Origin of the sequence: Halonotius roseus (genome assembly GCF_006861655.1) — an archaeon.
Taxonomy (GTDB): Archaea; Halobacteriota; Halobacteria; order Halobacteriales; family Haloferacaceae; genus Halonotius; species Halonotius roseus.
Genome location: NZ_SESI01000001.1, coordinates 969,423 through 985,974 on the forward strand (window position 1 = coordinate 969,423; position 16,552 = coordinate 985,974).

At 63.0% G+C, this 16,552-nt stretch carries 18 protein-coding genes, 1 tRNA gene and 1 pseudogene; 8 read left to right on the forward strand and 12 right to left on the reverse strand.

Features of this window, described 5'->3' with window-relative positions:
• Window positions 1–183 precede the first annotated feature (183 nt).
• Complete coding sequence (locus EWF95_RS05120; protein WP_142442961.1) at window positions 184–1,095, reverse strand: serine/threonine-protein kinase RIO2; 912 nt, start codon at window positions 1,093–1,095, stop codon at window positions 184–186.
• 219 nt (window positions 1,096–1,314) lie between these two features.
• Between EWF95_RS05120 and EWF95_RS05125 the strand changes: the two genes are divergently transcribed.
• Together EWF95_RS05125 and EWF95_RS05130 are read left to right on the forward strand one after the other, a co-directional pair.
• Window positions 1,315–1,566: a type II toxin-antitoxin system HicB family antitoxin gene (locus tag EWF95_RS05125; protein ID WP_142442962.1), complete on the forward strand. Its 252-nt coding sequence runs from the start codon at window positions 1,315–1,317 to the stop codon at window positions 1,564–1,566.
• Window positions 1,567–1,569: 3 nt separating this feature from the next.
• Window positions 1,570–1,818 (forward strand): type II toxin-antitoxin system HicA family toxin, encoded by a 249-nt coding sequence (locus EWF95_RS05130; protein ID WP_142442963.1) that lies wholly within the window; start codon window positions 1,570–1,572, stop codon window positions 1,816–1,818.
• A 68-nt stretch (window positions 1,819–1,886) separates the two neighbouring features.
• Here the strand turns inward: EWF95_RS05130 and EWF95_RS05135 are convergent, their stop codons facing one another.
• The 5 genes from EWF95_RS05135 to EWF95_RS05155 form a co-directional block, all read right to left on the reverse strand.
• On the reverse strand, window positions 1,887–2,795 hold the full coding sequence (locus EWF95_RS05135) for a DUF4392 domain-containing protein (RefSeq protein ID WP_142442964.1): 909 nt from the start codon (window positions 2,793–2,795) through the stop codon (window positions 1,887–1,889).
• A 298-nt stretch (window positions 2,796–3,093) separates the two neighbouring features.
• A complete protein-coding gene (locus EWF95_RS05140) occupies window positions 3,094–5,808 on the reverse strand; it encodes a TRAP transporter permease (protein WP_142442965.1) in 2,715 nt (904 codons plus the stop codon).
• Window positions 5,805–6,257, reverse strand: a complete 453-nt coding sequence (locus tag EWF95_RS05145) for a DUF1850 domain-containing protein (protein WP_246055641.1) — start codon at window positions 6,255–6,257, stop codon at window positions 5,805–5,807. The genes EWF95_RS05140 and EWF95_RS05145 overlap by 4 nt, the downstream gene beginning before the upstream one ends.
• A gap of 165 nt (window positions 6,258–6,422) precedes the next feature.
• A complete protein-coding gene (locus tag EWF95_RS05150) occupies window positions 6,423–7,430 on the reverse strand; it encodes a TAXI family TRAP transporter solute-binding subunit (protein ID WP_142442966.1) in 1,008 nt (335 codons plus the stop codon).
• Window positions 7,431–7,549: 119 nt separating this feature from the next.
• Complete coding sequence (locus tag EWF95_RS05155) at window positions 7,550–8,344, reverse strand: hypothetical protein (RefSeq protein ID WP_246055634.1); 795 nt, start codon at window positions 8,342–8,344, stop codon at window positions 7,550–7,552.
• Here EWF95_RS05155 and EWF95_RS05160 point away from each other — a divergent pair, their 5' ends adjacent.
• Both EWF95_RS05160 and EWF95_RS05165 read left to right on the forward strand, forming a co-directional pair.
• Entirely contained in the window at window positions 8,345–9,211 is an 867-nt protein-coding gene (locus EWF95_RS05160; RefSeq protein WP_142442967.1) for a deoxyribonuclease IV, read from the forward strand.
• A gap of 3 nt (window positions 9,212–9,214) precedes the next feature.
• Window positions 9,215–10,033: a class I SAM-dependent methyltransferase gene (locus EWF95_RS05165; protein ID WP_142442968.1), complete on the forward strand. Its 819-nt coding sequence runs from the start codon at window positions 9,215–9,217 to the stop codon at window positions 10,031–10,033.
• 3 nt (window positions 10,034–10,036) lie between these two features.
• On the opposite strand, the gene EWF95_RS05170 is transcribed toward EWF95_RS05165, so the two are convergent.
• Window positions 10,037–10,699, reverse strand: coding sequence for a DUF7095 family protein (locus tag EWF95_RS05170; RefSeq protein WP_142442969.1), 663 nt, complete (start codon window positions 10,697–10,699; stop codon window positions 10,037–10,039).
• A 188-nt stretch (window positions 10,700–10,887) separates the two neighbouring features.
• Here EWF95_RS05170 and ncsA point away from each other — a divergent pair, with 188 nt between their 5' ends.
• A complete protein-coding gene (ncsA, locus tag EWF95_RS05175) occupies window positions 10,888–11,859 on the forward strand; it encodes a tRNA 2-thiolation protein NcsA (protein ID WP_142442970.1) in 972 nt (323 codons plus the stop codon).
• Between the two features lie 78 nt (window positions 11,860–11,937).
• Here ncsA and ftsZ read toward each other — a convergent pair whose 3' ends face one another.
• The 3 genes from ftsZ to EWF95_RS05190 form a co-directional block, all read right to left on the reverse strand.
• Window positions 11,938–13,119 (reverse strand): cell division protein FtsZ, encoded by a 1,182-nt coding sequence (ftsZ, locus tag EWF95_RS05180; protein WP_142442971.1) that lies wholly within the window; start codon window positions 13,117–13,119, stop codon window positions 11,938–11,940.
• 2 nt (window positions 13,120–13,121) lie between these two features.
• A complete protein-coding gene (locus EWF95_RS05185; protein ID WP_142442972.1) occupies window positions 13,122–13,304 on the reverse strand; it encodes a ribbon-helix-helix domain-containing protein in 183 nt (60 codons plus the stop codon).
• A gap of 189 nt (window positions 13,305–13,493) precedes the next feature.
• Entirely contained in the window at window positions 13,494–14,075 is a 582-nt protein-coding gene (locus EWF95_RS05190) for a double zinc ribbon domain-containing protein (RefSeq protein ID WP_142442973.1), read from the reverse strand.
• Window positions 14,076–14,187: 112 nt separating this feature from the next.
• On the opposite strand from EWF95_RS05190, the gene EWF95_RS05195 reads away from it, so the two are divergent.
• Window positions 14,188–14,261, forward strand: a tRNA-Tyr gene (locus EWF95_RS05195).
• A gap of 204 nt (window positions 14,262–14,465) precedes the next feature.
• On the opposite strand, the pseudogene EWF95_RS05200 reads toward EWF95_RS05195, so the two are convergent.
• Window positions 14,466–14,806, reverse strand: a pseudogene (locus EWF95_RS05200) (PemK-like protein).
• Window positions 14,803–15,162: a MarR family transcriptional regulator gene (locus tag EWF95_RS05205; RefSeq protein WP_142442974.1), complete on the reverse strand. Its 360-nt coding sequence runs from the start codon at window positions 15,160–15,162 to the stop codon at window positions 14,803–14,805. Before EWF95_RS05205 ends, EWF95_RS05200 begins: the two are co-directional and overlap by 4 nt.
• A 302-nt stretch (window positions 15,163–15,464) precedes the next feature.
• Here EWF95_RS05205 and EWF95_RS05210 point away from each other — a divergent pair, with 302 nt between their 5' ends.
• Together EWF95_RS05210 and EWF95_RS05215 are read left to right on the forward strand one after the other, a co-directional pair.
• Window positions 15,465–15,704 carry an antitoxin VapB family protein gene (locus tag EWF95_RS05210; protein ID WP_185911700.1) on the forward strand — a complete coding sequence of 80 codons (240 nt, stop codon included), beginning with the start codon at window positions 15,465–15,467 and terminating at the stop codon, window positions 15,702–15,704.
• Window positions 15,701–16,093 (forward strand): type II toxin-antitoxin system VapC family toxin, encoded by a 393-nt coding sequence (locus tag EWF95_RS05215; protein WP_142442976.1) that lies wholly within the window; start codon window positions 15,701–15,703, stop codon window positions 16,091–16,093. Before EWF95_RS05210 ends, EWF95_RS05215 begins: the two co-directional genes overlap by 4 nt.
• The last annotated feature ends 459 nt before the right edge of the window (window positions 16,094–16,552 follow it).

Genomic DNA, 16,552 nt, shown 5'->3' on the forward strand with positions numbered 1-16,552 from the left:
TGGCTTGGTCGCGCAACGACCGTGACTGTCGGCAGTGTCGACGGAGAGCGTCTGTACTGGCCTACGAGTGGCTCAGGGGCCGCGTCTGAAAACCGGGGTACTGCCGTTTCTGGATGTGGAGATGGAAAAAGTGGTCAGCGACCGCTGGGTTGTTGCGATTTTTCTATCGCGCTCAGTGGTTTATCACTCGATATGCGCCGAAATCCCGTCAAATTCGCCGCGCACAATATCGTCGGCGACAGCGTCCAGATCGGCCGATTCCGGCGTTTCACCGGGATACTTCCGGCGGAAGTAGCTGTAGATGTTCTCAAGGTCGCGTTCGAGCAGTTCGCGGGCGTTGTCGTGGTCGGTATCGACGGCTTGGGGCCAATCGAAGATCGTCACGCCATCGGTATCGACGAAGACGTTGTACTCGCTCATGTCGGCGTGGACGTAGCCCGCCTCGTAGGCGGCGGCCATCTCCTCGACGATGAGCCCGAGCACGCCGACGACCTGCCCGGATTCCAGTTCGGCGTGTGAGAGCTCCGCGCCGGTGAGCTTCTCCATGACGATGGCGTGGCGGTTCTGATCGACCGGCCGTGGCACCGACACGTCGGGGTACAGCGATTCGAGGATGTCGAACTCGCGTTCGGCGGCCTTACGGGCGGTGTAGAGCCACGAAACGTGGTTGCGGTCGGACGTGTACTCCCGCTCGCGTTGGACTTCCCGGAAGTTCGTATACCCCTCGCGGTGATATTTCAGGGCCATCGGCCGGAACGACTGGGCCTCGTAGACATCGCTTTCCTTGCCGACGCCCAGCGGCGCGCCGACGCCCTCGATGGTGTCGCGCTCGGCAAACGTCCGGAGGGCGAGGGTGTCGTACCCCTCGAAGGTGAGCTGGTAGCCCTCGTACTGGATCGTCTTCCGCTCGATCAGCTCGTGGCGCATACAGCGGTCGATCCGGTAGTCGACCTCCTCGGGCGTTAGATCCGCGTATTTCGGGATCTCGTCGTGTTCCACCCACTCCGAGAAGCGCATCCCCTGCTCGATCCCCGAGAGCAGATAGAAATCCGCGGGTTCGAGCTCCCGAAAGAACTCGGCGACGTTATCGACCATAGCGAAGCCTCGCCCGCACGGCCTAAAAGCCCGACGAGTCCCGGAATCCGACAGTAGTAAATCACATACCGCGATATAGAATTTCGATGCCGGCTGCAAGGAGCACTCAGACGGCCACTGTCGCTCGGACGAAGGTGTCGAACCCATAGAGCGGACACCCCTGACCCTCGCCGAGACCCCGCACCAACGCTTATACGCGCTGTTTCCCAACAGACGGGTATGAGCACCGGCGTCGAGCCGACGATTACGCTCACGAAAGACGGCGATTGGTGGATCGCCAGAGACACCGAAACCGGCGTCACGAGTCAGGGCGAAACCCGGAGGACAGCCCTCGAAAACCTTGACGAGGCCGTCGCGCTCCACAACGGCGAGATCGGCGAGGAGCCGACCGACGAGGAACTCCGCGAGGCCGGGATCGACCCAGCGGACAACGTCACCGGCCAAGAGGAACCACCGGACGTACTTGAGTAGCGGATGAGCCGGGTATTCTCGGGGTACGAGGTCGTCAAAGTACTCGTCAATGCCGGCAACTTTGAGTGGCGACGCACAGCCGGCGACCACGCCCAGCTCTACTATGTACACCCGACAAACGACGAGGACCGCCGACACGCGACCGTCCCGCTGCACGACGAACTGCGGCAGGGGACGCTCCGTGATATCGCCGACAGTGCCGGTGCCAACGATTTCGATGCCTTCTGTGACTGGATCGACCGTAACCGCTGATAGCGTGTACTCCGAATTTCCGACCGCACTCGGCAACCCACGAGTGACACCAGCAGGCTGATCGCACGTCAGTCGGTGTCGATCTCGAGCGCACAAATATCGGCCAAAAGATCGACAACATCCGCGTGGATCGCGCCGTGAATCCCGTCGACCGACGGCGTTGCCTCGCCGGTGACGCCGTCGATACAGCCGGCCTCGACAGCCGCGTCCAGCAGCTCCCGCTCGGTGCCGCCCGTATGCAGTAGCTCGCGGCCAGCCGTGAGCGACAGCGCGGCGACGATCCCGTAGGCCCCCCAGTTGGAGACGCCTGCAACGACAAGCGCGTCGACCGGCGTACGGCAGGCTATCGTCTCGCCGTTGTCGATGTGATGCTCGACGGCCGACTGAACCCCGCCCATCCCGACCTCGTTGCCGCCGTCGCCGACCGCGACAGTCGGGATTCCGCGCTCGCGGGCGGCTGTGAACAGTGGATCGACCGCGGCGACGAGCGGCGTGATATCCTCGCCGGCCGCCGTTCGGTAGCTGCCGTCGGCCGTCGCGCCGGGTTTCTCGATGGCGACGACGGCTCCAGGCTCGCGGTCGAGCAGCGACCGCGCAGTCGACGCCGTGGTCTCGGCACTCGATTCCGGCGGCGCGAGCGACACGGTCTCCGGCGGCTCGATCCCGAGGGCGTCGGCGACAGCGGTGATCGCCGGTTCGACCCGTGATTCGGTGACGACGACCGGTGCCGCGCCGAGGTCGGCGAGCGCGCCCGCCAGGACGACCGTCCCGAGCGGGCCGTCGGTTTCGGGTTCGTTCGACGGCGGGATCGGAAACCCGGTTGTTAGCAACACTGTCTCGCCAGCGTCAGCGGCTGCCAGCAGCGGCGTTGCGGCGGCGGCGACCAGCGGCTCGTCGTCGCGGGCGGCGGCGTACAGCGGCTGGACGTTCCGCCCGCCGAGGTCGACGGTGAGCTGCCGGTCGATGGCCGCGAACATACTACTCTTCGGGGGGCGAGCAGCCTAAACATAGCGGGCGGGAGTCGCCGTATATTCAGATAGTAGTGACAGAGATGGATTTGTGTAGAAAGCCCTCGGCAGGCTCGACTCCCGGGACTCGCTGCGCTCCTCACTCGCTTCGCTCGTTGCGGTGCTTGCGTCGTCCGGGTTCGCCGAGCCTGCCTCGCCCTTTCAGTCCGCCAAGGGTATAGCGGCCGGTCGGCCAGCCGACCTGACCGCTTGGCTGCTCGTATTCGAACACCGCCGGAGTCAGGAAGGAGAAAGGTGGTAACGGCGATTACGAACTCTCAGGTGCGGCGGTCGCGGTTCGGTCGTCGTCACCGGTATCGAGTTTGCGCCGGTTCTGCACCGTAAGCGCGGCGAACAGCGCGAAGCCGACAGCCCGGAGCGTCAGATCCAACAGAAGCGCGTCAACCGAGACACTCACACCGACCAGCCCGAGCAGGTCGAAGACGGTCTCCGAGAGCAGCCGCGGGGCCATCAACAGCAGCGAGCTGAACGCGAAGCCGACCCGGCCGGGGGTCTCGACGCGGGTGTACAGCGTCCCGATCACGGTCGCACCGAGGGCGATCACCCCGAGGAAGACCCCGATCACCGGGATGATGATCTCCGGGACGGAGTAGGTGATCTCGGTGAGGTCGCTGAAGTTGACGATGCGATATCGCTCCCGCAGCGGCAACTCGGCGGCGTTGGCTTTCTCACGGAGCAGGACGATCCCCGGTGCGAGCACGAACGCGAAGGGGACGACGGCCTTGTTCAACGAGAGTGAAAAGGCCTTGACGCCGGTCTCGAAGGGGTCGGATTTGGCGACCCCGCTTGCGGCGTAGGCCGCTACCGCCACCGGCGGCGTGATGTCGGCGATGACGCCGAAGTAGAGGATAAACAGGTGGGCCGCAAGCAGCGGAATCCCGAACTCGACGAGCGGGCTCGCCAGCATCGAGATCAGGATGATGTAGGTCACCGTCGTCGGCATCCCCATCCCGAGGATGATGCTGGCGACAGCGGTCACGAGTAACATCACCACGATGGAGCCGCCCGACAGCGCGAGCAACAGCGAGGTGAGGTTCGGCCCGAGCCCGGAGACGCTGATGACGCCGGGGATGATGCCGGCGGCAGCGACGGCGATGACGACCGGCACCGCAGTACGCGCCCCCTCGTCCATCGATTTGACGACGAACGCGCCGAGCCGGACGGGCTGGGTGTCGAGGTCGCGGTCGGTCTTCTCGGAGAGCATCGTCGTTGTCTCGCTGATCTTTGGGTTGAGATCGAGGTATTCAGCGTCGAGATCCGGCTTCGAGAGCAGCGTGACCGCGCCGGCGAACATCATATACCAGCCGATCCGGGAGCCGACGATCCCCGCCGCTTCGCCGAGCGGCAGTCCCGCGCCGACACCGCCGACGAGTCCGGTGACCGGGACGCCAGCGAGGGTGAAACTCGCTAACTCGGCGGCGACAACACCGGCCAACACGCCGAGGAGTCGCCCCCGCGTGTCACGGCTGTACGCCGAGACGACGGCGATCAGCGCGACCAGGGCGACCAACGTGAACCACGCCGACCGCGAGACCGACAGCCGCTCGATGATGAGGTAGTACAGCAGCAGGCCGATAGGGACGAGATAGAACCAGCCACGTTTGAGGTGGTCGCCGAGGCTGACCGTCTCCTCTTCGAGGCCGCCGATCCCCTCCTGGACTGCCTTGAGATGCACCATCACCCAGACGCCGAAGAAGAAGACGACCGCCGGGATCGTCGCCAGGATGATGATATCCGCAAACGGCGTCGCGGTGTACTGCACCATCAGGAACGCGGCCGCGCCCATCACCGGCGGGAGGATCTGCCCGCCCGAGGAGGCCGAGGATTCGACCGCGCCGGAGAACTCCGGCGAGTAGCCGGATCGCTTCATCAGCGGGATCGTGAACGCGCCGGTCGTCACCGTGTTCGCAATCGACGACCCCGAGATCGTCCCCATGAAGCCGCTGGCGAGGATGCTCGCCTTCGCGGGGCCGCCCTTCCGTTTGCCGGTCACGGCGTAGGCGAGATCGATGAACCACTGGCCCGCGCCGCTCATTTCGAGGAAGGATCCGAAGAGGATGAAGATGTAGATGAAGCTCACCGACACCGTGACGGGGATGCCGAAGACCCCGTTTTCGGTGTTATACCAGAGATTTTGGATGATGTCGGGCCACGTCAGTTCGGGAATCGCCAGCAGGCCGAGGAAGGGTGTGTTGCCGCTGATGAGGAAGCCCCACCGCGCGTAGACGATGAAACTCGCTACGATGAGCATCAGCGGCAGGCCGAGCGTCCGCCGGGTTGCTTCGAGCACCAGCAGAATACCGATCACGCCCAGCGCCATCGCATAGGAGTATTCGCTAACGAACGGAACACTCCCGAGGATCGGGTCGAGGAACGTGTAGATCGCCGTCACCGGCCGGCCGGAGTCGATGCCGAAGACCCGCATGTTCTGGATCTCGGCGAACTCCGTCAGGAAGTAAAACGCCGACAGCACCGCCCCGAGGATACAGGCCAGATCGAAGACCGTCACCCGCTCCATGTCGGGATCGACGAACGCCCACCGGAACCCACGCCGCAAGCCGGCCGCCGCCCGCGTCAGCGGGTTTCGCTCGCCGAACTGCCGTCGCAGTGCGGGGACGACCCGGCCGAGAGTACGGACGACGAACCCGTCGCCCGTACTCGCCGGAAACAGCAGGAACGTGATCACCAGCGCGAAGGCGACGTGAACCGCGTTGGCCTGCAGCAACTGCAGTGAGATCTGCCAGTCGGCGACCAGTGGCAGCGGGATCGTGAACGTGAAACTCTTCGCCGCCAGAAATAGCTGGAAGAGCGAAAACAGGATGCCGATGGCCGCGACGGCGACGGCGGCGACCCCCTGTAACGACCGCCGCCGTTCGATCTCGTCGATCAGGTCGTCGGCTTCCGCTTGGGAGAACTCCTCGTCCGGTTCGTCGCCGCCGTCGGCGTTGGTGGATGTGCTCATAGGATGCGGTCGATGAGAGGTCGGTGTTCGATGTGGACCCGAACGTCGCGGGCGTCGGTCGTGTTGACGAGATCATGTCGTGTGCCATCGATTATCAATGTATGGCCGGCGATCCGGCCAGGCGACACCGATAGGCTGTCGAGTTCGGTGATCGGCTCCTCGGGTGCGTAGACAAACGTCCCGTTGACGGTGGTGACGTTGACGCGGGCGGGCAACCCCCAGCCGTAGGATTCGAACTCCATGCGGGTGTTGACTAGCGTCGCGCCGTCGATGCGGTATTCGTCGTAGACGCGGGTTTTCTCGACGCTGTGAGTGTATTCGAGCCCGACAGTGCTCCCGTTGTCGACGGGTGCGGTGAGATACGTCTCGCCGGTCTCGATATCCTCGACGATGAGGACAGGTTCGTCCGCCGCGAACGCGACGCCGGCACCGAGTACCGCGGCTACCACGACGACACTCAGCAGTAGCTGTCGCCCGCGCTCACCCGGTAGCAACGCGGTGATACGAGTATGCAACACTGGAACACCCGGAAACGCCACGGCGACCCGCGCGCCGCGTGATGGTGGTTCGAGCAGGAGCCTCGTGCTCGGTCGATGCTGCTGGCGTTGTCCGAGTTAGGCGTCGAAGTACGCGGCCGCGCCCTCGTGGAGCTCGATGGACATGCCGTCTTGGGCACTGTCGACCGTGATGAAGTCGGTCTTGATCGAGAGGTCATCGAGGTTGTCGAAGATGGCTGCGGTGACCGTCTCGACGGTGTCGGCCGGCACGCCACTGTGGGTGGCGATCATCGCCTGGACGGCGACGGTTTCGACAGCCTCGCTGACGCCGCTGTAGGTGCCGCCGGGGATGGTATCGTCGGCGAACCACGAGGCATCGGATTTGATCGTCTCGCGGGTATCGCCGCTGATCGGGACGATCTCGATGTCGTTGGTGTTGGCGAGATCCTCGATCGCGCCGACCGGCCAGCCGCCGACGACGAAGGCGGCGTCGATGTCGCCGTTGGCGAGCTGTTCGGAGGCCTGCGAGAAGCCGGCGTTCTGCTCGGAGTAGTCGGAGATCCCGGCGGATTCGAGGATCTGATTGGCGTTGACCTGCGTGCCCGAGCCGAGGTCGCCGGTGTTGATCGTCGCGCCGCTGAGATCGTCGATCGTCGAGATGTCGTTGCCGGCCAGCGTGACAAGCGTGATCGTCTCGGGGTACAGCGTCGCAACGCCCTGCAGGGATTCGATCGGATTGCCCTCGAAGGCGTCGATCCCTTCGCCGTTCTTGGCGAAGGAGGCGATGTCGTTTTGGATGAGCGCGAAGTCCGCGGATTCGTCGGAGAGACTACCGACGTTTTCGACGCTTGCGCCCGTCGACTGGACGTTCAGCGAGAAGTCGGTGTTGGCCTCGACGATCGTCTTGATCTCGTTCGACAGCGGGAAGTACGTCCCGCCGGTGCCGCCTGCATGCCAGCTGAGGCGGTTGCTGGTGCCGCCGTCGCCACCGTCGCCACCGTCATCGGTCTCGTTGCCGTCGCCGCCGTCACCGCCACCGCCACCGCCGGCACAGCCGGCGAGAGCCGCGACACTGGTAACGCCCGTTGCTTGGATGAATCGCCGTCGTGTCTGATCCGTTGGCATACAGTGACATATGTATTCTACACATATATATACCTAATCTCTACTGTGACAACATTTCATGTTTTGAATCGGTTGTATGACTGCAAAATCAAAGATGCGCGAAATGAATCAGCTGCCTGTCAGCGACCCAGCGCGGAAAACAATCCGCGCAACTGCGTCGGCCCGTGCCGATAGATCGCAGTCGGGAGTCGTCGCCGCGCGCCGTCAAGGGCGTCCTGCAGGGCCGCCGTCGCGTCGGTGAAGACGCCCGTCCCGTGGCCGACGAGGATTCGATTGGGGACGAACGGTGCGAACAGCTCCCGTGGCGGCCGAATCCGCAGAATCCCGTAACAGGCGAGTCGCTCGTCGCCAACGGTGTAAAATGGGGCCGTCCCGAGGGCGTCAGGGACGTACAGCGTTCCGTTGCGCTCGCGGGAGGCGATGGCTTCGTCGTAGCCGGGAAGCGGGTTGTACCGCGTGAGTTCAACCCCGCTGTCGCCGAGCGTTGTCGCCCGCTCTACCGACGCGTCCACCCGGTCGGCAGCCCGATCCAGCCACGGCGGCACCGTCACGGGCAGATCGTGGCGGGCGGCGATGGCGTCGGCGTCGCGGGCGTGGTAGTTCGACAACACCGCGATCCCGGCGAGGTCGCCGACGGCGTCGATCCGCTCATCGAGATCAGGGATGTCGAGGGGGTCGAGCAGCCACGGGCCGCCGGCCCCGTTGAGTAGGTGACTCGCGCGCTGGCCCGTTTCGTCGGGATGGGCGAGCCACTCGATCCCGCCGTCGAACTCGGTGACACGGGGATTGTCGGGCGCGCTCCGGTCGTAGACTGGCATGTCGCCACGGTGTTCGTTGGGATGCTGGATAGGGTTGGTGACAGCGGCCGCACTGGCATCGAAGTCGCTTTCAGGAGCCTCTACCAACGAGAGCATATGCACGTCGGCGCACACGTTTCCATCTCCGGCTCCCGCGTCTCCTCGGACAGCGAGACGCCCGCCTACGACGACATCCGCAACGCAATCGACCGCCAGCGCAACTTTGGCGGCAACTGCGGGCAGATCTTTACCACCTCGCCGCAGGTCTGGCAACAGCCTTCGATCAGCGACGAAGCCGCGGCGGGCTTCCGCGACCTCACGGCCGAACAACTCGACGGCCCATGGGTGATCCATGCCTCCTATCTCGTCAACCTCTGTACGCCGAAAGACGACCTTCGGGAGAAATCCATCGACAGCATGCAGGCCGAACTCGACGCCGCCGACAAACTCGGGATTCCGTACGTCAACGCCCACCTCGGAGCCCACACCGGCGCGGGCGTCGAGGGCGGTCTCGACAACGCCGCGGGTGTGATCGCCGACCTTGAGGTACCCGATGGCGTCCAACTCCTCATCGAGAGCGACGCCGGCAGCGGCACCAAACTCGGCGGCGAGTTCGAGCACCTCGCCGGGATCATCGACCGCACCGACGAGGAACTCGGCATCTGTATCGACACCGCCCACACGCTCGTCGCCGGCAACGATCTGACGACGCCGGAAGCGGTCGACGAAACGATCGGGCGGTTCGACGACGTGGTCGGCCTCGAACACCTCGAATACATCCACCTCAACGATTCGAAACACGACGTGGGCACCCACAAGGACGAACACGCGCTGATCGGCGAGGGCTACATCGGCGAGGACGGCATGCGCGCCATCGTCAACCATCCCGACCTGCGCGACCTACCGTTTGCACTCGAAACGCCGACCGAGGACGGCAAAGGCTTCGCGTGGAATATCGAACGCGTGAAAGACCTCCGCAACTGAGTCGTGCGCCGGTTTACGCCCGAATATCTCAGCCGCACGCGCGAGGGAATGTGGGCCGATTCGCGGGACGCCCTCACGGATCTCGATCTCTCGAACCGCGAGCGGGTTCTCGATGTCGGCTGCGGCACCGGCGAGTTGACACGCGTCCTTGCAGCCGAATCGGCCGACGCCAACGCCGAAGTGATCGGCGTCGACGCCGACCCCCGGCTGCTCGACGTTGCCAGCGACCACGTTCCAACGGTCGCTGGCGACGCGCTTCGCCTGCCGTTTGCCGACGACAGCGTCGATCTCGTTGTCTGCCAGGCCCTTCTCATTAATCTTCCCGAGCCAGCCGCCGCCCTCCGGGAGTTCGCCCGCGTTTCGACCGACTTGGTCGCCGCGATCGAGCCGAACAACGCCGCCGTCAGCGTCGACTCGACTGTCGACAGCGAGGTCGACCTCGAAGCACGGGTTCGGGAGGCCTACCTCCGCGGTATCGACACCGATGTCGCCCTCGGCGAACGAGTCGAATCGCTGTTTGCGGAGGCCGGGATCGATCCACTCTCGACCCGGCAGTACAACCACGAAAAGCGCACTGAACCGCCCTACAGCGAGGACGCATTGCGGAGCGCGAAACGGAAGGCCAGCGGCGAGGGACTGGCCGACCACGAAGTCGAACTCTGCCGCGGGCTGGACGGCGAGGCGACGTATGACACGCTCCGGCGAGCGTGGCGCGAGATGGGCCGGGAAGTTATTGAGCAGATGCAAGACGAGTCATACGAGCGTGTGGAGACAGTGCCGTTCACCGTGACTGTCGGACAGGTCGATAGCGACACCGGCTGAGGATCAGATCACGTCGCCGCGAACGCTCGCACCCGTTTGTTCGGTTCGGTAGCGGCTGACCGTGTCGGCGGCCGCATCTGCGGTATCGGCGTCGACACCCATCTGTTCCAGCGCGCCCGACAGCGTTGGAAACGGGAGTTCGCCGCCGCGAAGCTTGCCGAGGAGGTCGTCGTCCCACTCGCCGTCGACCCACAGACAGACGCCACGAGGGTCGAGGATCTGTTCGTAGGACTCACGATCGAGCGCGCCCCGCAGCCGCTGGGTGACGTTTTCGTCAAAGCTCGCGTTACAGACTTCGAGGTGGATCGGCTCATCGTCACCGAGCAGGTGGGCGGCCAGACACTTCTCTGGGGCGGCGTGGCCGTTGTCGTTGGCGCGGATGTATTCGGGAAACGCCTCGGCCCACTCGGCGTCAACGCTCTGGCCGACACCTTTCACGCCGTGTTGCTCGTAATACTCCTCGGCGGCGTCGCTGTCGCCGCGCAGCAGGATGTCCTTCGTGAGATAGATGTCGAGACGATCGATCGGATCGAGCCCGAGAGCAACATCGCCGTACACCCAGATCTCCCGGACTGGCACCGGCATCGGCTCGGAGTCGACCGTCTCGATCAGCTCGACGATGCGGTCGATGGCGGCGTCGCGGTCGAGTGTCGCCTCGCGTGTCATTGCTGACCCTGGGATCGCAGGCCACAAACCGGTTTCGACGCCGTGCGGTCGGGTGTGTTGTGGAATGGTCTGGCGTGTATGACAGACCGATCGTGTGTCGTATGACACGCTGCGTCGGTGTCGACGAGGGCAGCCGATCGCCCCGAAGAGCGAAACGGGTATCCCAGCCGGCCGGCAACGCTCCGGTAATGGAGTGCGACAAATGCGACCGTGACGCCGTCATGCAGGCGGCGTACTCCGGCGGCCATCTCTGTGAGACGCATTTCTGCCGGTCGGTCGAGAAACGCGTCCGACGACGAATTCGGGCGGATACACTGCTCGATCCCGAGTCGACACCAGACAATCCAGAAACGTGGGTGATCGGCCTTTCAGGTGGCAAGGACAGCGTCGTCCTCACACACATTTTAGACGAGACCTTCGGTGAAGATCCCCGCATCGAGATGCTGGCGTTGACGATCCACGAGGGGATCGAGGGCTACCGCGACGAAAGCGTCGACGCCTGCGTCGAGTTGGCCGACGATCTGGAGATGCGCCACGAACTCGTCAGCTACGAGGAGGAGTTCGGGATCCGCATGGACGATGTCGTCGACGACGACCCCGAGGACATGGCCCCCTGCGCCTACTGCGGTGTGTTTCGGCGTGATCTCTTAGAGGAGTACGCCGACGAGTACGGCGCGGACAAGCTGCTGACCGGCCACAACCTCGACGACGAGGCCCAAACCGCGCTGATGAACATTCTGGAAGGCGATGTCAAACAGATCGCCAAACACTTCGATGCAAGCATCGGCGATTTCGAGGAGCGCGCCGAACAGGATGATTTCATCCCGCGGGCCAAGCCCCTCCGGGATATCCCCGAAAAAGAGGTCGCACTCTACGCCCAACTCATGGAGTTGCCCGCCCACATCACCGAGTGTCCCCACGCCAGCGAGGCCTACCGCGGCGAGATCCAGGAGCTGTTGTGGAACCTCGAAGAGAATCACCCCGGGACGCGGCACTCGATCATGTCCGGCTACGAGGAGCTCGCGGAGCTGGCGGCCGATCGGTATGGTGGCGACGACGAGGAAAACGACGACCTCAGCGAGTGCGAGCAGTGTGGCTCGATGACCGGGGGTCGGATCTGCCGGAAATGCCGGCTATTGGAATCGATTGCGGCGGTATAGCGTTAGTACCAGTTGCGAGAAATCGACCGTCGCCGTCTAACGTCGCCATCTAAAACGGCCGTCGCGCTGAAAAAAGCGTTAGCGGATGACGTCGAGACCGTTGTTCTGTTCGACTTCCTGTTTGCCGCCGTCAGACTCCCAGGCCGCGGTGTCGGAGCTGACGTTCGCGCTGGCGTCGAACTCGGCGGGGTCGCCTTCGATGCTGGCGCGTGACTGATCGGCCTGTTTTTGGGTCGTCGAGCCGAGCACCTGCGCGCTCTGGACGCCGGTCATGATCGCCATGACGCGAACCTTGCCCTTGTACTCGTCTTGGATCCGGGCACCCCAGATGACGTTCGCGCTGGCTTCGAGCCGTTCGGTGATGTTGTTGGCGATCCCCTCGGCCTCCTTCAGCGTGAGGTCGGGGCCGCCGGTGATGTGGACGAGCCCGCCGCTCGCACCGCGGTAGTCCACATCCAGCAGTGGGTGGTTCATCGCGTCGCTGACCACCTCTTGGGTCTTGTTTTTGTCCTGGGTTTCGCCGACCAGCATCACGGCGACGCCGCCCTGATTCATGATCGTCGACATATCCGCGTAGTCGAGATTAATGAGGGAGGGCTGGGTGATCGTCTCCGAGATTCCTTTGACGGTTTCGGCGATGATCTGATCCATCACAGAAAAGGCCTTGCCGATCGGGAGGTTCGGGACGTAATCGAGCAGGCGGTTGTTGTCGAGGACGATGATCGAATCAGCGGTATCGCGGAGCTGTTCGAGGCCTTCCTCGGCTTTGACCGTCCGAGCGCGCTCAACATTGAACGGCGTCGAGACCATGCCGACGACGATCGCGCCCTGTTCTTTGGCGATATCCGAGATCACCGGGGCCGCGCCGGTGCCGGTGCCGCCACCCATGCCGGCGGTCACAAAGACCAGGTCGGCGTCGCCCAGCACTTCCTTGATCGTTCCCTGGGCCATCTCGGTGGCGCGCTCGCCCATCGAGGGGTCGCCACCCGCGCCGAGGCCCTGGGTGAGAGATTTGCCGACGAGGATCTTCGTGTCGGCTTCGATCATCTTCAGGTGCTGTTTGTCGGTGTTGATGGCGACGGTTTCCGCGCCGTCGACGCCGATGTTGTACAGCCGGTTGACCGTGTTGTTGCCCGCGCCGCCGGCGCCGACGATGACGATCCGTGGATCGCCGAACTCGTCGTCATCGTCGAAGCTGGCGTCCATGTCACGGTCTTCTGCTTCCGCGTTGTCGAGGGCGTCTTGTACGATATCCTGCATAGTTACACCTTCGCCCAGCTGCGCTCGCTTTTGTTTCGTCGTGGTTCTGTACTCTCGGTCTCGTTGAGCATCTCTCGGACGGCCGACCGGATCGCCTCACTCCGGTTTGGGAACTGGCCGGTTTCGACCATTTCCTCGACCTCGTCGATCTGCTGCTTTGGAATTCGTAGTGTCACACGCTCCATTGTTACATTCCCCGGTAAGACAGTCGGCGACGCCGACAGCCCCACAGCGTGCCACGGACGGGCACACTGTAAGACGATTGTCTTACGCGGTCGTAACACTATGCCGAGGGTATATAAATTTACTGGCGGATGTAAGACATTCCGGCTATCGAGGCAGCCACGAGGCCGTGAGATCGGGGTGTGTGTCTGTCATCCGTTGTCCAACACGTCGGCCGCCGGGGTGCGACGCCCACAGCCGGGACAGAACGCCCAGTCCGATCGGAGCTCGTCGCCGCAGTCACAGAACAGCCGCCGGGAGGCCTTTTCGCCACAGTTCGGGCAGTACACGTGCTCGCTGTCGACCGCTTCGCCACACTGACCGCAGCTGTGGGCGTCGTCTTCGCCGGCTGTCGGCTCCGGTTGTGGGTCGCCCTCGGCGTCAGGCGTCTTACGCTCAACGGCTTGGTCGGTGACAGTGGCCTCCTCGTCGACTCCCTCAAGGGTGATATTGACCGACACGTCGGTGCCGGCATCGGCCGGATCGCGGCGGGTCGCCAGCGCGGAATCGACGCGTTCGGCGACGAGGCGGTCGATTCGGTCGTCGATGAGGGCGTCGATCGAGTCGGCGTCGGACGTGTGCGCGTGTGTGTCCGTCGTTTGCGCGGTTGTCTCACGTTCCGACCCGTCGAGGTACTGACGGAGGGCCTCCCGCATGACCTCGGATTTCGAGGCGTCGAAGGCCTCTAACCGGCCAACGAGGTCATCGTCGGCGCGGAACGTGATCTTACTCATGTGCAACAGGTGTGTTACACAGGGTATTCAATCTTCCCACTCTGTCAGACATCTGTCGGCGGCGCGCTTGGAACAGAACCCTTAATTGTACGACCGGGATACGAAAGAGTGCCCGCCCTTAGCTCAGCCTGGTAGAGCAGTCGACTGTAGATCGACTTGTCCCCCGTTCAATTCGGGGAGGGCGGACTTTCTCCTGCGAACAACGTGAGCAGTGTGAAATCTCTCCCGACCCGAATTGAGCAGCGAACGACCGCAGGGAGTGAGTGAGTTCAATTCGGGGAGAGACGATGGCAGATGGTCAGCACCCGATGTGGAAACCGGGGGTGCAAGCTATGCCGACACACAGTCGGAGGCCGCATGACTATCTTCCGTGCGATGCCAGTACGCTGCTCAGGATAAAATGTAGTCGCTCGCTGCTGTTGCCACATCTTCGATGCGTTCGTCAACGAGGGAGGTCATGTAGTAGTCGACTGCTGTAGCACTGTTGAGCGTCACGAGCGACCACGGAAGCACGTGACTTCGGGTTCCCAAGGCCTCCCACTGTAGTCCTCGTCCCAGAGCGTGAGCGACTCCTCGTGGTAGGTCTTCGTGGAAATCAAGACTGTAATGAGTTGAACGCCGTGGGCCGGAAATCGAGGCGTGCCGACCACGAGCATCGGCCGCCCTTTGTCCGAGAGTGGATCAGTCGCCCAGACGATATCGCCGCGGTCGAGATCGTCAAACGCCGTCACTGTACGCGTTCCATCTCGTTGGTCTGGAGGGCTTCGAGAGCCTCGTCGCCGTACTGCTCGGTTGCGGTTTCGTGGTACTGATGGAGCTGGTAGGCTGACTGGAGTCGTTCGTCGTCGTCGGTGATCGCCCAGTATGGGCGTTTGTGTCGGACGAGCCCGCGGTGCTTCAGTCGTGAGAGGATCGCACTGACAGCGTCCTCCTCAAGATCGAGTTGGTCGGCGATTGTCGACGCCTTCCACGCACGGTCGTCGTGCTCGTCGAGGAAGCGCACGATCCGCTCGGTGTCGGTTCGCCCATTGAGTTCGTCGGCATCGGTGTTCTCGAACTCGTCGATATCGATACTCCCGCTTGACATACGCGACTGTTGGGGCTGTTGGCTGATAGCTGTTTGGAGTATTTGGAGTATTAGTTTAGCAGTCAAAGCAGCGAGATAGCGATCCAACGCAATGGGCGTCTGGGGCAGTTCGCCAGTAGACACGGTATATTGGAGGGCGAGACATTATCCGGGGGTTCCGACTCTATCCCGAGAACACGGGCGACGAGTCGCTCCCGAAGTTTATGCAGTAGATGGTGCGGACAAATTGTTCCTATCTGAGCGCGACAGCGTCAGTCGCGGCGGGAACAAGCTTGATATTCTCGTATACGCTTGTATACAACATGAGCGAAGCATCGAAAACGATCCGCGTCTCCGACACACTCCACGCTCGTATCAAGGCGGATAACCGTGAGGGCGAAACACTCAACGAGACGCTGGAACGGCTGCTCGGCGAGCCGTCGCTCCGCGAACTCGCCGGGACGCTATCCGATGAGGACGCCGCGACGATGCGCGAGGCTATCGACGCGAGTCACGAGCAGCACGCGGCGGAACTCAGCGAGCAGTTCGACGGGATGGAATGATTCTCGACACCTCCTTTCTGATCGACGTGATGAACGACGATACGGCCGCGTTGGAGACAGTCGATGAGATCGAGGCCGCCGAGGTTCCCCAGCGGATTCCGGCGATGACGCTACAAGAGTTATATATCGGCGTCGGGATGAGTGACTTGCCCGAGCAGGAGCGACGCGAGATTGAACACGTTATCGAATCCCGGCCGGTCGTGCCGACGAGCGCGGCCATCGCCCGCAAGGCCGGGCGGATCGACGGGGAATTGCGAGCGGCGGGCGAGCCAATCGACATCGGGGATGCGACGATCGGAGCGACAGCGGTGGTATGCGACGAGCCGGTGGTGACGGGGAATCCCGAGCACTTCGAGCGGATTTCGGGGATCGAAGTTGTGGGCTACTAGTTCTCACTCGGATAGACAGTCAACCGAGTCGCACTATTTTAAATGGGCTCGCTGACCATACCACTGCCATGCAGCGGTACGAAATCGAGGAATACGTCCAGGTTCATCTACCAGAGAACGAGATGCTGAGCCTCATCTGATGTTTCTGGAGCAACATCCAGAGAGGCAGGTTTCTGAATAATAAATGAGCTTTCTACCACCGGGAACCGAGGCTGGAGCTACCAATCTAACTTGCCCTAACTGCGACAGTCGGATAGGCATACTCCAGCTTCTACGCAATATATCTCCAGAGACGATTTCACCGAATACGTACACGACGTGTCCCCAGTGTTCAGTTTGGTTCTTTCCAGAAAATGCCCTACTCCAAACCCTTCGGAACATCCAGTCAACCGGTAAGTCTTTTTTCCGATTTCCTATTTCGCTGGGTAGCGGTATTGGAACCAATGTCACATGGGTAAA

What these genes read in the sequence shown, in the direction of transcription:
- EWF95_RS05210 (WP_185911700.1), top strand. Translation starts at nt 15,465, where the DNA reads ATGAGCGAAGCATCGAAAACGATCCGCGTCTCCGACACACTCCACGCT.
- EWF95_RS05140 (WP_142442965.1), bottom strand. Translation starts at nt 5,808, where the DNA reads ATGAGCACATCCACCAACGCCGACGGCGGCGACGAACCGGACGAGGAG.
- ftsZ (WP_142442971.1), bottom strand. Translation starts at nt 13,119, where the DNA reads ATGCAGGATATCGTACAAGACGCCCTCGACAACGCGGAAGCAGAAGAC.
- EWF95_RS05125 (WP_142442962.1), top strand. Translation starts at nt 1,315, where the DNA reads ATGAGCACCGGCGTCGAGCCGACGATTACGCTCACGAAAGACGGCGAT.
- EWF95_RS05190 (WP_142442973.1), bottom strand. Translation starts at nt 14,075, where the DNA reads ATGAGTAAGATCACGTTCCGCGCCGACGATGACCTCGTTGGCCGGTTA.
- EWF95_RS05130 (WP_142442963.1), top strand. Translation starts at nt 1,570, where the DNA reads ATGAGCCGGGTATTCTCGGGGTACGAGGTCGTCAAAGTACTCGTCAAT.
- EWF95_RS05170 (WP_142442969.1), bottom strand. Translation starts at nt 10,699, where the DNA reads ATGACACGCGAGGCGACACTCGACCGCGACGCCGCCATCGACCGCATC.
- EWF95_RS05135 (WP_142442964.1), bottom strand. Translation starts at nt 2,795, where the DNA reads ATGTTCGCGGCCATCGACCGGCAGCTCACCGTCGACCTCGGCGGGCGG.
- EWF95_RS05160 (WP_142442967.1), top strand. Translation starts at nt 8,345, where the DNA reads ATGCACGTCGGCGCACACGTTTCCATCTCCGGCTCCCGCGTCTCCTCG.
- EWF95_RS05205 (WP_142442974.1), bottom strand. Translation starts at nt 15,162, where the DNA reads ATGTCAAGCGGGAGTATCGATATCGACGAGTTCGAGAACACCGATGCC.
- EWF95_RS05215 (WP_142442976.1), top strand. Translation starts at nt 15,701, where the DNA reads ATGATTCTCGACACCTCCTTTCTGATCGACGTGATGAACGACGATACG.
- EWF95_RS05120 (WP_142442961.1), bottom strand. Translation starts at nt 1,095, where the DNA reads ATGGTCGATAACGTCGCCGAGTTCTTTCGGGAGCTCGAACCCGCGGAT.
- EWF95_RS05155 (WP_246055634.1), bottom strand. Translation starts at nt 8,344, where the DNA reads ATGCTCTCGTTGGTAGAGGCTCCTGAAAGCGACTTCGATGCCAGTGCG.
- EWF95_RS05150 (WP_142442966.1), bottom strand. Translation starts at nt 7,430, where the DNA reads ATGCCAACGGATCAGACACGACGGCGATTCATCCAAGCAACGGGCGTT.
- EWF95_RS05185 (WP_142442972.1), bottom strand. Translation starts at nt 13,304, where the DNA reads ATGGAGCGTGTGACACTACGAATTCCAAAGCAGCAGATCGACGAGGTC.
- ncsA (WP_142442970.1), top strand. Translation starts at nt 10,888, where the DNA reads ATGGAGTGCGACAAATGCGACCGTGACGCCGTCATGCAGGCGGCGTAC.